The 13,528-nt window shown below is 68.0% G+C and carries 11 protein-coding genes; 7 read left to right on the top strand and 4 right to left on the bottom strand.

Going from position 1 to position 13,528, the window contains the following annotated elements:
* The first annotated feature begins 20 nt into the window (after positions 1-20).
* The 3 genes from IPI67_03665 to IPI67_03655 all read left to right on the top strand — a co-directional run bounded on the left by IPI67_03665 (position 21) and on the right by IPI67_03655 (position 4,162).
* Positions 21-1,790, top strand: a complete 1,770-nt coding sequence (locus IPI67_03665) for an acetate/propionate family kinase (protein MBK7579282.1) — start codon at positions 21-23, stop codon at positions 1,788-1,790.
* A 169-nt stretch (positions 1,791-1,959) separates the two neighbouring features.
* Positions 1,960-2,424, top strand: a complete 465-nt coding sequence (locus IPI67_03660) for a CBS domain-containing protein (protein ID MBK7579281.1) — start codon at positions 1,960-1,962, stop codon at positions 2,422-2,424.
* 64 nt (positions 2,425-2,488) lie between these two features.
* Complete coding sequence (locus IPI67_03655) at positions 2,489-4,162, top strand: hypothetical protein (GenBank protein ID MBK7579280.1); 1,674 nt, start codon at positions 2,489-2,491, stop codon at positions 4,160-4,162.
* A 9-nt stretch (positions 4,163-4,171) separates the two neighbouring features.
* Here IPI67_03655 and IPI67_03650 read toward each other — a convergent pair whose 3' ends face one another.
* The 3 genes from IPI67_03650 to mdh form a co-directional block, all read right to left on the bottom strand.
* The gene (locus IPI67_03650; GenBank protein ID MBK7579279.1) at positions 4,172-5,104 is read right to left on the bottom strand and encodes a hypothetical protein; all 933 of its coding nucleotides are present in this window, start codon (positions 5,102-5,104) and stop codon (positions 4,172-4,174) included.
* Positions 5,105-5,185: 81 nt separating this feature from the next.
* On the bottom strand, positions 5,186-6,457 hold the full coding sequence (locus tag IPI67_03645) for a hypothetical protein (GenBank protein ID MBK7579278.1): 1,272 nt from the start codon (positions 6,455-6,457) through the stop codon (positions 5,186-5,188).
* Between the two features lie 131 nt (positions 6,458-6,588).
* A complete protein-coding gene (mdh, locus tag IPI67_03640; GenBank protein ID MBK7579277.1) occupies positions 6,589-7,530 on the bottom strand; it encodes a malate dehydrogenase in 942 nt (313 codons plus the stop codon).
* Positions 7,531-7,877: 347 nt separating this feature from the next.
* On the opposite strand from mdh, the gene IPI67_03635 reads away from it, so the two are divergent.
* Together IPI67_03635 and IPI67_03630 are read left to right on the top strand one after the other, a co-directional pair.
* Positions 7,878-9,515 (top strand): hypothetical protein, encoded by a 1,638-nt coding sequence (locus IPI67_03635; GenBank protein MBK7579276.1) that lies wholly within the window; start codon positions 7,878-7,880, stop codon positions 9,513-9,515.
* 48 nt (positions 9,516-9,563) lie between these two features.
* Positions 9,564-10,292, top strand: a complete 729-nt coding sequence (locus tag IPI67_03630) for an N-formylglutamate amidohydrolase (GenBank protein ID MBK7579275.1) — start codon at positions 9,564-9,566, stop codon at positions 10,290-10,292.
* A 7-nt stretch (positions 10,293-10,299) separates the two neighbouring features.
* Here the strand turns inward: IPI67_03630 and IPI67_03625 are convergent, their stop codons facing one another.
* Positions 10,300-10,659, bottom strand: coding sequence for a PilZ domain-containing protein (locus IPI67_03625; protein ID MBK7579274.1), 360 nt, complete (start codon positions 10,657-10,659; stop codon positions 10,300-10,302).
* Positions 10,660-11,600: 941 nt separating this feature from the next.
* On the opposite strand from IPI67_03625, the gene IPI67_03620 reads away from it, so the two are divergent.
* Both IPI67_03620 and IPI67_03615 read left to right on the top strand, forming a co-directional pair.
* Complete coding sequence (locus IPI67_03620) at positions 11,601-12,797, top strand: HNH endonuclease (protein MBK7579273.1); 1,197 nt, start codon at positions 11,601-11,603, stop codon at positions 12,795-12,797.
* A gap of 302 nt (positions 12,798-13,099) precedes the next feature.
* Positions 13,100-13,282 (top strand): hypothetical protein, encoded by a 183-nt coding sequence (locus tag IPI67_03615; GenBank protein MBK7579272.1) that lies wholly within the window; start codon positions 13,100-13,102, stop codon positions 13,280-13,282.
* The last annotated feature ends 246 nt before the right edge of the window (positions 13,283-13,528 follow it).

The following is a 13,528-nucleotide window of genomic DNA, read 5'->3' as shown; positions in this document are numbered from 1 at the left end:
TTCGTGTTACCGAGGCAATCATGTCAGTTTTGGTGCTCAACGCCGGTTCATCCAGCCTCAAGGCCCAGCTCCTCGAACCCGCGTCCGGCGAGCTATTGTTCAAGGTCGTGGTCGAGCGCATCGGCGAGGCTGGGCGCTCCCACGAACAGGCAGTGCGCGAGGTGCTCGAACAAGTGAAGAGCGACCAGATCCGCGCTGTCGGTCACCGCGTCGTGCACGGGGGGGCCGACTTCACCAGCGCGACCCTGGTCGACGACGCAGTGGAAGCGGCGATCGAGCGTTGTATCCCGCTAGCGCCCTTGCACAACCCCGCAAACCTCGCCGGCATTCGTGCGGCGCGGCGCGTCCTGCCCGGCGTGCCGCACGTGGCAGTATTCGACACCGCGTTCCATTCGCGTATGCCGCGGCGCGCCTCGACGTACGCCATCGATCAGGACGTGGCGACCCAGCACGGAATTCGTCGTTTCGGGTTTCACGGAACCTCGCACGCCTACATTGCCGAGCTCGCCGCTCAGGCGCTTCGCCGGCCGCTGTCGGCGCTGCGCATGGTCACCTTGCATCTGGGGAATGGCGCGAGCGCTTGCGCGGTCGAGCTCGGACATTCGACGGAGACCAGCATGGGGATGACGCCGCTCGAAGGCCTGGTGATGGGCACTCGCTCCGGCGACTTCGATGCCGGCGCGCTCCTGATGCTCGCGCGCGCCGGTTACGACACCGCGTCGCTCGAGGAGTTGTTGAACAAAAAGAGCGGGCTCGCGGGCCTCTCGGGTGTCGGCAACGACTTGAGAGACATCGAAGCGCGGGCCGAAGCGGGCGACGATCGTTGCCGCCTCGCGATCACGGTGTTTTCTCACCGTGTGCGCAAGTACATCGGGGCCTACGCGGCGGTCATGGGTGGGCTCGACGCCGTCGTATTCAGCGGCGGCATCGGTGAAAACGGCGCCACCATGCGCCGCCGCATCCTGCAGCGGTTCGATTTTCTGGGCATCGACCTCGACGAGGACAAGAACCGCGACGCCCGGGTGTCGGACGAGGCACCGGTCGCATTCGTCACTTCGGCAAACTCCGGCGTGGCCGGCCTGGTCGTGAAGACCAACGAGGAGCTGTCCATCGCAAGGCAAACGGTCGCCGTCTTGCGTGAGCGCGAGCGGGGCACGCCGCCAGGCCCGATCCCGATCGCCGTCAGCGCTCGTCACCTGCACTTGACCACCGAGACCTTCGCCGAGCTGTTCGGTCCCGAGGCGACGCCGACTCATCACCGAGACATCTCCCAACCCGGGCAGTACTCCTGCAAGGAGCAGGTGAACCTGATTGGCCCGCGAGGACGCATCGACGGCGTGCGTCTGCTCGGCCCGCTGCGGCCCCGGAATCAGGTCGAGGTTTCTCGAACGGACGAGTTCAAGCTGGGCGTTGACGCGCCGATTCGGGACTCCGGTAACACGGTTGGCTCCGCGCCGATCGTGCTAGAGGGGCCGCTCGGCCGCGTCTCACTCAGCGAGGGGTTGATCTGCGCGAAGCGGCACATTCACATGACCCCGAGCGACGCGGAGCGCTTCGGCGTCGATGACGGCGACGAGGTCGAGGTCGCCATCACAGGCGGTCCGCGCGATCTCACCTTCGGCGACGTGCTCGTGCGGGTCAGCCCGAAGTTCAAGCTGGAGATGCACATCGACACCGACGAGGCCAACGCTGCCGAGCTCGATCCGAACGCCGCCGGCCAGCTCGTCTACACCGACGTGGTCGGTGCGCGGGCGTCGCTCGAGCCGAAGCGAGTGCGCGGCCCTGGCTGAGCGCCACGCCGCCGGGGTGTGAGCCCCAGTTCTACGGTCGGTTCCCGGTCGAGCGAGGGGTTCGCGGGGCCGCGCGTGGCAGCTTGGCCCTGCGCAGCCGGTCGTGACGCGGCGCGACGGACCGCCGCGGCTTGACTCGCGTCGTCCCCACAACCTACGAAGTCAGGTAATGACCACCCCTTCGACTCAGACCGTCGGCGACGTGATGACCCGCAAGGTCGTCACCATCACCGAGAACGACACCATCGCGTCACTCGACGACGGCTTCAAGCGCTTCCGCTTTCGCCACATGCCGGTCGTCGACGCTGGGAAGCTCGTCGGTCTGGTCACCCACCGCGACCTGCTGCACGCATCGTCGAGCTTTCTGTCATCGATGGCAAAAGAGCGGGACGAGATCATCTACAGCCAACCGGTGAAGCTGATCATGCAGACCGACGTGGTCAGTGTTGCCCCGACCGAGCTCTTGGTCGATGCCGCGCGGCTGATGTGGGACTCGAAGTTGGGCTGCCTGCCGGTGACCGAGAAGGACGACCACCTGGTCGGCATTCTCACGGAGGCAGATTTCCTTCGCCTGTGGGTATTGCAGCTCTCCCATGGCGAGCGGCCTCCCCCGCCGAGCAGCGCGCTTCGCTGAGCCGATCGGCGCTCGCCGAACTCGGAAGTGACCGAGGCCGGTCGACCGAGGTAGCCTCGAGGTCGTGAAAAAACGTGGGGTCACGGCGGCTGTGATCGTCGTTGCGCTCGTGCTCCTGGGCATCGGCCTTCGCTTCGGGTTGCGCTGGAACGCGGGCAGGAAAGCGGACTCGCGGCGCGCGGCGCTCGAGCTCTGTCTCTTGGGACAACCACTGACGGCCGGAGAGCGGGCGAGTGGCCGCATCCGGCGCATCGGGCTCGGCGAGCCGTCGGGTGACTGGCCAAAGCGTTGCAAGCTCTACCTGGGCGAGTGGGTTGGCGCACTCGAGAGCGCGGGGCGCGAGGCGCTCGCAGAAGAAGTGAGCGCGGCCCTCGCGGAAGGGCTCGAGACGGGTGAGTTTGCTGCCTCGGCATCGAAGATCGACATCCTGTTCGAGTCGTCGGCTGCGCGAGTCGCCGCCCCGGCGGGTGTGGTCGCGGCGCCCGCCCCTGCGGTCGTCGCCGACGAGTCGATTCCGGGCCTTGCTGCGGGCGCAACCCTCGACGGCCTTCAGACGGACGCGCAGCCGGGTGCTCAGCTGACGGTCTTGTTCAAGGAAGGGGAGCTCTGTCTATTTGGTGCAGATCTCGCCAGCGCGGCCTGCACTCGCGTCGGTGCCAAGGCGCCGACCGGCATGCAGGAGTTCGCGCTCTGGCCTCGCACCGATGATGGAGCCCCGACCCTGATCAGCGACGCGGTGGCCGCACACGGTCGCGCGTATCGTTTTTTTCGCGCCGACAACGGCACGACGTTCGACGCGGGTAACGCCAGTCGAGCGGCGTGGGCATTTGGCTATGCGGACGGCAGCTTCGTCACTCTGGGGCCGAGCCCGCGTTCCGAAGCGGAAGAGGGCTGGGATCTGTTGCACTGGCAAGGCAAGAGCCACGGCAAACCAGTGCGTCTCGACTGGGAGGCGGAACGAGCGGTCCTGTTCGGCGAGCGCCTGCTCTGGATCGCCCGCGCGGACGACGACTACGACTACTTGATGACCGCGAAGCTCGGGCTGGAGCCCCTGAGCCTCGGGAAGCCCGAACGCCTGACGAAGGTCGAGGCCGTTCCCTCGGACTTCGAGGCGTGTCGCACCGAGCATGCGCTCGCGCTGCTCTTCTCCCGCGGAGCGGACGGGCGCGTGGTGTTCTTCAAGGCTGGAGAAACGTCGCCGGTCCACTCCGCGAAGTTGTCGGCGGATGTCGAGGTACCGAGCCGGGTGTTTGCTTGTGGGTTGGACGACCTGACCCTGACGCGAGTGGTGACCCGTCGACGAGAGCGAACGCCCAGCGATCGCATCGGCTTCATCGTTCAGTACGCGCGCTGCACTGCGGAGAGCTGCCACACCCAAGAGGTCGATCTCGATCAGGTGCTCAAAGACTCACCGGACGCGAATCGTCCGAGTGGGACCAGCGCGGGGGACGTGGTGGCTGCGGGCCTCGGGGGCAAGCTCCTGTTGATCTGGCGCTCGGCGGCGGGTGGCGTTCGGGCTCGCATCGCGGTGGCGGGGGAGGTGGCCTCGGCCAAGGACAACCTCGTGTTCGACGACCGCACGCTGAACGGGGGTCAGTTCGAGGGCAGCACCGTGGTGAAGCTGTCCCTCGTCGCGCGGCGCAAGGCTGCCGTGCTCCTGCTCGGCGTCACGGGCTCCGGGGTGCGCGCGCTGCGCATCGACCCGGATGCGAGTGTGACACCGGTGACGGTGAGGTAGTCGGCCCGATCAAGCGGAGTTGGCGTCGCGGCGTCCGGCCAAGCGTGAGGCCACGCTGCCGATGAAATAACCCCCGAGACCGCCGACCAAGAGCGCGACGATCAGCCCGCCGAAGGTCGCGCCCAGTGGGTCGGAGGCCGAGAAGTGATGGGGGAGGTAGAGCGCGAGCACGCCCGCGATGCCGATGAAGGCCGCAAACTGTGTGCGGGCACCTTGGCGCGCAGCGGCTGCCTGTACGACGACCGCGAGCACGACGGCTAACTCGAGTAGCCACTCGAGCAAGCGTCCGCCGGGGAGAGTCGGGCGCAGGCTCAGCTTGAGTGAGCGCGGTCCGGTGCCGCTCAGTTGTACGAGGTGCGCGTGGATTGGTCCGGCGCCCGGCAGCGAAAGGAATTGGCGATCGTCATCGATGGCGTGCGAGCTGCTCTGCGTGGGGGTACGACGGCGCGACACGCGGGTCGCACTGCTCTTGGAGAAGGCTCCTTCGATTTGACGATGAGCGCCGGCGCGCTCGACGTCGAGGACGAACTTCTCTTCGGCCGAGCCCTTGAATGTCCCGAGTGAGCCGCTGGACTCGAGCTCGAACTCGCCTCGGCCCTCGACACCGTCGAGGGTTGCGTCCGGGCTCTTCTCGCTGAGAGTGGCCTGGGCCAGGGGCGGCGGTGGAAAGAACAGGTGGCCGATCTCCGCCTCGGCGAGTAACAGCGCCGTCACCCCGACAGCGATGCCGGCGAGCCTCAATGGCCTCTCTGACTCCCCCAGTGGCAGAATGCCAAAGACGATGACACCGAGCGGCGCTCCGAGCGCGAGCACGGTGGCCGTGAGATGCTGTGTGCCCTCGTAGCGCGCGCCGGCGATGACGAGCACCACCAGCGTGATCGACACAGGCCAGCAGACGCGATGCCACAGCTCAGCGAACGAACCGTGCTCGGGGTCGGACATGCTGCCTTCTTGTCCTGGGGTAGAGGCGCTGGCAAGCGGCGCTCGCGGCTCGCCGAGGTTTAGGTCAGCCGGCGGTGGCGCTCACTTGCAGCAGACGGTGGTCTCGCCGGTGGGGACTGCCGTGCCCGTGAGGGTCGAGGATGACGCGGGGCACGTGCCGCTCGGGTTGGGCACGTAGGTGCCGTACTGAGTCGCCGCGATGTCCGGGCTAGGCGTGCCGCAGCCCGACACCGCCCCGTAGGCAATCCCCCCCGAGGAGCACGTGGATGCGAACTGCACCATTCCCTTGCAGCTCGAGGTCGCGTTTCCACACGAGCATGCCGAGCAGGAGCGCGTATCCTGATAGCCGTCGAAGACCACGGTCTTCTGCGGGTAAGCGCTGGGACACGCGAGGTTTCCGGAGTGGTAGACGCACACGTCGAACGGCTTGAACGGCTGGGGCATGCAGGTTTGTCCAGTGCCGCAGCTGCCAGCGACCGCGGTAGCACCCGTACACAGGCGGGTTTGATCCGAAAAAGTCGGCGTGGGTAGTACGTGGTTGGATTTGGGCGCGCAGGCCCCGGCCGAGGTGGGCGAGCCCAACCACAGCGCCACCTGCCCCAGCGCGTTCGCGCTGGCCTTCGTGCAAACGCCCGCGTTGGCGCCCCAGACCTTGGTGTAGCCCGTGGGATTGACCGTGCAGCCAGCGAGGTTGTTCGGAACGTCATACACCGCAGCGGCGACGCCGCCGCACCCGATGCCCGTAGCGGGATCGCAGCTACATGCGCAGCTCGGAGTGCCGGGGTTGAAGCCGGTCTTCCCGTCGCTGATCTTGGTTGGATAGGCGCCCGGGCAACCCGGAGGCGCGCCGGCGCCCTTGTACAAAGCCAGCGGGCCGGTCCAACCGCCAGGCGGAGTCTCAGCGCAGATGTTCTTCGTGGTGTCGCACGCAGCAACGCCACCGCTGCCGCCGGTCGCGCCACCGCTGCCGCCGGTCGCGCCACCGCTGCCGCCGGTCGCGCCACCGGCGCCGCCGGTCGTGCCACCGCTGCCGGCTGCTCCGCCGGTTGCACCCCCACTACCAGAAGCGCCACCACTTCCCGACACGCCTCCGCTGCCACCGGTCGCGCCGCCTGCACCGGCGCTACCGCCGCCGCTGGTCGTGCCTCCGGTTGCGCTGCCGCCGCCTGCACCGCCGGTCGCGGAGCCGCCCGTCGCCGCAGAGCCCCCAGCCGCGCCGCCGGTCCCGCCGGTCGAACCGGAGAACGAGCGATCGTCACCGCCGCAGGCCGCCGCGACACTCAAGACAACGAAACCCAACACTGCACTGCGAGCGCGCATCACCATCACCTCGGCCGTGAGGATAGCGGACAACCGACTCCGGTCGAGGGCGGATTTGTTCCCAGCGGGAACACAGCCCCGGCAGTGGGGATCGTCGGTCCCGGCCGCCCTGGGGCGAAGCTTGGGGGGGCGGCCGGTGGTGACGGGGTCGCTGACCGCTGGGCTCAGCCCGCCATCTTTTTTACGACGTCGACGACGCCTTGAACGCTGGCGGCGCTCTTCGCGAGCATGCCCTTCTCTTCGTCGTTGAGCGGCAACTCGAGGATCTTCTCCACGCCGCCCGCGCCGATCACGGCCGGCACACCCATGTAGAGGTCCTTGTAGCCGTACTGTCCGGTCAGGTACGCCGCGCAGGGCAAGAGGCGCTTCTGGTCACCCAGGTAGGCCTCGGCCATCGCGATCGAGGCCGCCGCCGGCGCGTAGTAGGCGCTCGTGCCCATCAGTCCGACGATTTCACCGCCGCCCTTCCGGGTACGGTCGACGATGGAGGAGAGTTTTTCCTTTTCGATCATCTGCGGGAGAGCGACCCCGCTGATGGTGCAATACGACAAGATCGGCACCATGTCGTCGCCGTGACCGCCGAGCACCATGGCGCGGATGTCCTTGATGCTCGCGTTCAGCTCCCGCGCCAAGAACAGCGTGAACCGCGCGCTGTCGAGCACGCCGGCCATTCCAACGACCTTCTCTGCCGGGAAACCAGTGCGGCGCTTGAACTCGTAAACCATCGCGTCGAGCGGATTCGAGATCACGATCACGAAGGCGTTGGGACAGTGTTTCTTCGCGTTGTCCGCGACATCGCGGATGATGGGCAGGTTGACGCCCACCAGGTCGTCCCGGCTCTGACCGGGCTTGCGGGGGATGCCGGCGGTGATGATCAGCACGTCCGCGCCAGCGCAGTCGGCCCAGTTCGACGTGCCGGTGACCTTCACGTCGCCGCCGTTCATCGCCGAGCTCTGCTCCAGATCGAGGGCCTTGCCCTTGGCGAAGCTCTCTTTGGCGGCGATGTCGAACAGCACCACGTCGCCGAGTCCCTTCGTCACACACAGGTTGGCGAGCTCGCCGCCGATGTTGCCTGCGCCGATGAGTGCGATCTTCTTCCTTGCCATGATGGTGACCTTTCTCTTTCTGCTGCGACGCGGAAACGGTCCGCGGATTGTTCGCCGTCTGAGCCCGGCCTGCCGCCCTCCCCGGAGTCGTGCGCGCTGCCGGGTTCGGCCGTGCGTGCGAGCGGGGGGCGCCGTGCGACACGAGGTCGCCTCGTCGACCGTGCCGCGAGAGCGGGAGGGAGGCTCCGGTTCGCGCGGCGACATCCGTGTAGCGCGACGCCCGAAGGAGGGCAATCTGGGGAAGAAAGGCTCCGTGCAGACCGTGCGTGAGGCGCCAAGCTCGGCGATACCTCGGCGTTTTCGGCCGGAAGTGGAGCCCGGGGCCGCTGACCGCTAGGCTAGCGGTGATGCGCCGTGCCACTGGGCTAGCGGTCATGCTCGCGGTTGCGCTCGGCCTGCCGAGTGCGTGCGGCATCGACCCGATCGGATCCGCCCCCGCGGCGGCCGACGCTGGCGGTGGTGCCGGCACCGATGGCGGGCAGACCATCAACAGCGGGACATGTTTCCCTGGGGCCAAGGCTTGCCCCGACGACAAGGGTGACCTGACCTGCGTCTCCGGCGACGACCCGGCGAGCGGCTGCCTCGTGTCGACCGGTTGCGCTCCTTGCATCGTGCCGAAAGCCACGGCCAAGTGCTCAATCAAGGGCTGCGACGTCGGAGCCTGCGACGCGGGCTGGAGCGACTGCAACCAGGACGCAGTGGATGGCTGCGAGACGAGCCTCGACAAGGACCCCTCGAACTGCGGTGCGTGTGGCACCGACTGTTTCGTCACGAGCGGGCCGGGGTACACCTGTCAGGCTGGGAAGTGCGTCCCGAACGACTGCCAGCCTCAGACCACGGCAAACTGCGATCTCGACCCGACCAATGGTTGTGAGGTCGATCTGATAGCGGACGTAAACAACTGCTCGTTCTGCGGCAAGAAGTGCCAGCTGGCCCACGCCACCGCGGGCTGTGAGCCCAACCCGACCGGCAACCCCGTGGCGCGCTGCTTCGTGAAGCAGTGTGACGCCGGCTGGGCGGACTGTGACGGCAATCCAGCCAACGGCTGCGAGAGCAACGCCAGCACCGACCCGTCGACCTGCGGTGGATGCGGCAAGAAGTGCAATTCCACCAACGGAGTCGCGGGCTGCGTGAACGGGGTCTGCGATCTGCTTTGCAACTCCGGCTTCGGCAACTGCGACAACAACAAGGACAACGGCTGCGAGACCGACCTCAACTCGCACGTGCTGAACTGCGGGGCGTGCGGACAAGCGTGCCCATCCCAAAATGGCTCGCCGGTCTGTGTGGGAGGAAAGTGCAGCACCGGCGGTTGCTCGACGGGCTACGCCGACTGCGACGGGAACACGGCCAACGGTTGTGAGACGCTGACCACGAACGATCCGGGCAACTGCGGCGGTTGCGGGAAGGTTTGCGCCACCACGCCGAACGGCTTTCCGACCTGCACGAACGGCGGCTGCGGGGTGGGGTGCTCCGCGGGATTTGCCACCTGCGGTACGGGAACGACCTGCTTCGACACGACCACGGATGTTTTGCACTGCGGCGCGGGCTGCAAGACCTGCCCGGGGCCCACGAGCGGCACCGGGACACCGAGTTGTGCTGGTGGCGCCTGTGGCATCACGTGCGCCGCGGGGTTGTCGACTTGCGGCACCGCCTGTCTGGATCTGAAGACCGACGTGGCTAACTGCGGCGCCTGCGGGAAGGTCTGTACGGCGGCCCAGGGGGGGACGCCCTCCTGCAGCAACGGAGTCTGTGCGGCTGTGTGTCCCACCGGCGTCGCCGTCTGCGCCAACCAGTGTGTGGACGTGTACACGGACAACGGTAATTGTGGCCAGTGCGGGAAGACGTGCGGGCTCGGTCAGCAGTGTTCCGGTGGCAACTGCGTCTGCAAGTACGGCGGGAAGAACTGCGGGTCGTACTGCGCGCAGTGCTGCACCAAGCAGGACTGCGGTGGTGGAAAGTGGTGCTGTCTAGGCTTCTGCTGTTAGCGCGGACCATTGCCTCACCCCGCCCATCCATGCGAAAGAGCGGCGGAAGTGCTGGCCCAACTCGATGACGCCGTCGAAGTGCTCCGCGGAGACACACCGAGCGCTCCTTTTCTGATCACCGCAGAGCACGCGTCCGAGCGCTTTCCGGATCCCTGGCGGCTGCCCCCCGAGGACGCCTGGTTGGTCGGTACGCACTGGGCCTACGATCTCGGAGCCGCCGACCTCGCGCGCGAGCTTGCGCGGGCAATCGGCGCAACGGCAGTGCTCTCGCGGTTCAGCCGGCTGCTCGTCGACCCGAATCGGGACGAGGCCTCCCCCGGCCTGTTCCTGGCCCGCGCAGAAGGGCGGGAGGTCGCGCTGAACCGCGGCATCGACGCCGACGAACGCGAGCTCCGGCTCGAGCGCCTGTGGCGCCCGTACCACGCGGCGATCGAGCGAGAGCTCGGGCGTGATCGAGCGCCGGTCGTGCTGGCGATGCACACTTTCACGCCGGTCTTCGACGGTGTGACGCGCGCGGTCGAGGTCGGGGTGCTCTTCGATCGCGACGAGCAGCTTGCCGAGAGCGCCCGCATCGAGCTCGCCAAGACTGGCCTCGTCGTTCGCATGAACGAACCGTACTCCGGGCGCGCAGGGCTGATCTTCAGCGCGGAATGGCACGCACAAGAACATGGGCGCCGCGCGCTGGAGCTCGAGGTGCGCCAAGATCTCGCCGCCTCGCCCGAGGTGCGCGCGCAGGTCGTACGCGCGATGGTGGCCCTCGGCAGAACGCTGGGCTGAGGTGCGCTCAGGCCGCGGCGGTCTTCGGGGCGATGCTTCGGCGGGTGGGTTTGGGCAGCGCCGAGTGGAGCTGATCGAAGAGGAACTCCGTGAGCAGGTTCTGGGATGCGTCATCGATGTCGACGATGCGGTACGCAACCAGCTCGTTCTGGAGCCGTACGCGTCGCAAGAGGACGGTCACGATGCCGGTGTCGAGCATCAGGCGTGCGGAGAGGTACTCGAAGGCACAATCTCGGAACTTCTTCGGCACGATGGCGAGCAGGCCGGTCTGGGAAACCTCGACGCAGCGGGCGAGATACCGGGTCTTGCCTTTGCTCACGGCGATGGGGGTGCAGGTCTTGCTGCGGGGGCTGACGCGACGCTCCATGGGGTTCCTCCGGGGGTCTTCAGTGATCGACACGGCACGAGCACTGGCCTTGCATCAGCCCTGATTGGTAGTCGGGCCGGACGGGTTGGGAAAAGGGACGCGCCTTCGATCAGTTGCGCTGCCGCGGGGGAGGGCCGGGGAGCGAGGCACAAATTCGCAGCTCGAGTCCGGCCGAGGTGCCCCCGCCTCGCCCGGCTCTCGGCCGCTGTCGCGGCCTCGTGGCGGTCGTTCCCCCCCAAGCGTCGGTCCTCGGCCGCTGTCGCGGCCTGCGGGTCGCCGCGGGGGGGGAAGGGTCTGTGAGCGCTGGAAGGTCAGCGCCGAGGACCGCGCGGTCGGCGAAGGCAGCGGCCGCGAGAAGAGAGCACCGAAGCAGAAGTAGCCACTCTGCGGCGCAGGGATGGGGTGCGCGGGCCGCGAGGAGAGCAGGGTGCGGGCGTGAGCGCGCCTCGTGCCGTCAGCGCATGCGCGCGACCGCGCGTCGTTAGCGTGTGCGTCGCGTGCTGCCGTCGCATGCGTGGAACCGCCAGCGATTCACGCCAAGCGCGCACCGCGCGCTCCCTTCGGGCACCGAAGCGGTTCGCTTCTCCGCGCGAGCGGGCGAGCTCGAGGACGCTGCCGCTGCCAAGACCACCGAGGGCAATCGGTGCACCCCTCTTGGTTCGAGGTGTGCGAGAGGCGTGGTTCCGAGCTCTGCGCCGCGCCGAAGCGCGTGCGTGAAAAGAAGCGGTCGCGCGACGATTCGATTCACATTCTTCTTGACGGGTTTCCGGGCGCGCAGCGCGCGCTTGCGACGAGTCACGCGGAAACCATCACGCTTTGCCACGAGGGTGAGCGCTGTACGCGCTTTGCGCGTCGCGGTGACGTTCGAAGCGTTCCACGTCGTGAGCGTCGCGCCTGATGGCAGCGGCGAGGTCGGAAAATCGCATGGTATGCGAGAAAGCATGCCTCTCCTCTCTTCCGTCTCCGATCTCGAGCTCCGCGAACGCCTCTCGGCTGCCGTCAGCAGCGAGCGCGCCGCATCGACGGACGTCGTCTTTCACCTGGCGGAGCTCGACCGCCGCAAGCTTTATCTCGAGGACGCGTGCTCGTCGCTCTTCGCGTACTGCGTGGAGCGCCTGGGGTACTCCGAGGACGGCGCCAACAAGCGCGTGCGCGTCGCCCGCCTGGCACAGCGCTTTCCTCAGATCCTCGACGAGCTCGCGTCCGGCAACGTGCACCTGACCGGGCTGTTTCTCCTCTCCAGGCACCTCACGGAGGACAACGTCGAGCAGCTCCTCGCCGAGGCTCGAGGGAAGTCGAAGCGTCAGCTCGAAGAGCTCATCGCCCGCTGGTCTCCGCAGCCGGACGTGCCGACCACCTTGACCACGATGGCGCCCGAGCCCGCGCAGACGGAGTTGTCAACAGTGTCCGGGGCAGGTAACTCTGTGCCACCGCCTCGGCCCTCGATGCATCGTGCTCGTCTCGAGCCCCTCTCGCCGACGACTGTTCGGCTGGAGCTCACCGCCCGCGTCGAGCTCCGCGACAAGCTCGAGCAAGCCCGCAACCTGCTCAGCCACGAGATCCCCAGCGGCGACCTGGCGACGCTCCTCGAGCTCGGCCTCGACCTGCTGATCGCGGCCGCGATCCAACGTCGCTCGGGCGCGGGCAAGCCGCGCAAGCGTCGCGAGACGAAGCCGGGCTCGCGGCACGTGCCCGTCGATGTCCAGCGGGAGGTGTGGGAGCGGGACGCTGACCAGTGCACCTTCCGCGACGCCGAGGGGCGTCGATGCTCGGAGACCCGCTTCTTGACCATCGAGCACATCGTTCCCTTCGCGAAGGGCGGACCGACCACCGTGGACAACTGCTGCCTGCTCTGCTCGGCTCACAACTCGTACCGAGCGCGACAGGTGTTCGGCGAAGAGCACATCCAGAACGAGATCGCCGGGGCTCGCTCTCGCCGCGAAACGAACCGCACGCCAGCGCCTGCGGTCGCGGCCGCGCCCGAGCCCGAAGTGTTCGAGAAGGTGCGCTCGGCGCTGGTGCTCTCGGGGTTCAAGCGGGCCCAGGCACGGCATGCTGTCGAGCACGTGCGACTGCGCGGGATCGAGCCTCGGGTCGAACCCCTGCTTCGGGCCGCGATCGCCGTGCTCACACCCTGAGACGGTCCGGGCACACCCCCACAAAGGGTGTGCCGGCAGGTGCTCGTGGTCTCGGCAGCGGCAGCGTCGTGGGCACGAATGCGAGCGAGGGGGACGCACCAGGCAGAGGCTCATCGGCATGCCGCAGAAACGCATCGGCCAGGCGAGGCTCGACGAGGTCCCCGACTCGCGCGACTGGCGCGCCCGCCGGTGGGAGCAGAGCGCGCTCTTGGCCGGCGCGCTGCTCGGGCTGGTCGCAGGGAGCAAGAGCTTGCGCGACGTCGAGCAGCTGACCCCGGAGCTCACCCCACCGGTCCGCTCGAATGCCGCGGCGGATCGGCTACAGCCTGCTGGCCCCCTGGCGTGGCGTGGCGCTGCGCAGCGACGAGCAGCAGGCGCGACCCTGGCGCGACCTGATGCGCAACATCTTGCTCGCCGCCGTCACCGCGACTGCGGAGCAACTTCGAAACTTGCGCAGGCACCGCCGCCCGCCCGCGCCTGCGTAGTTGTTGCCCAGGCCCCGCGCCGACCTGCTCTTTGACAACCTCCGCCGTGGCCGATCGCCTTCGGCCCACCGCCCCCGCCGTGGCTTGGGGGCGCGTGCGCCCTGCGCGGCCGGCGAGCGCTTCCGCCGCCTCGACTCGGGCCGCCGTTCCGAGCTGATGGTGGACGACCGCGCGCGGCCTGGGAAGAACCGATCGCGGGTGGGCCTTGCATGCAAAGGCGCGGGGTTTCGAACCGAGCCGCGCTAT

This window comes from Myxococcales bacterium (assembly GCA_016706225.1).
Lineage (GTDB): Bacteria > Myxococcota_A > Polyangia > Polyangiales > Polyangiaceae > JADJKB01.
Note: the sequence above shows the minus strand (reverse complement) of the source record. Positions and strands in the feature narration are given on the sequence as shown.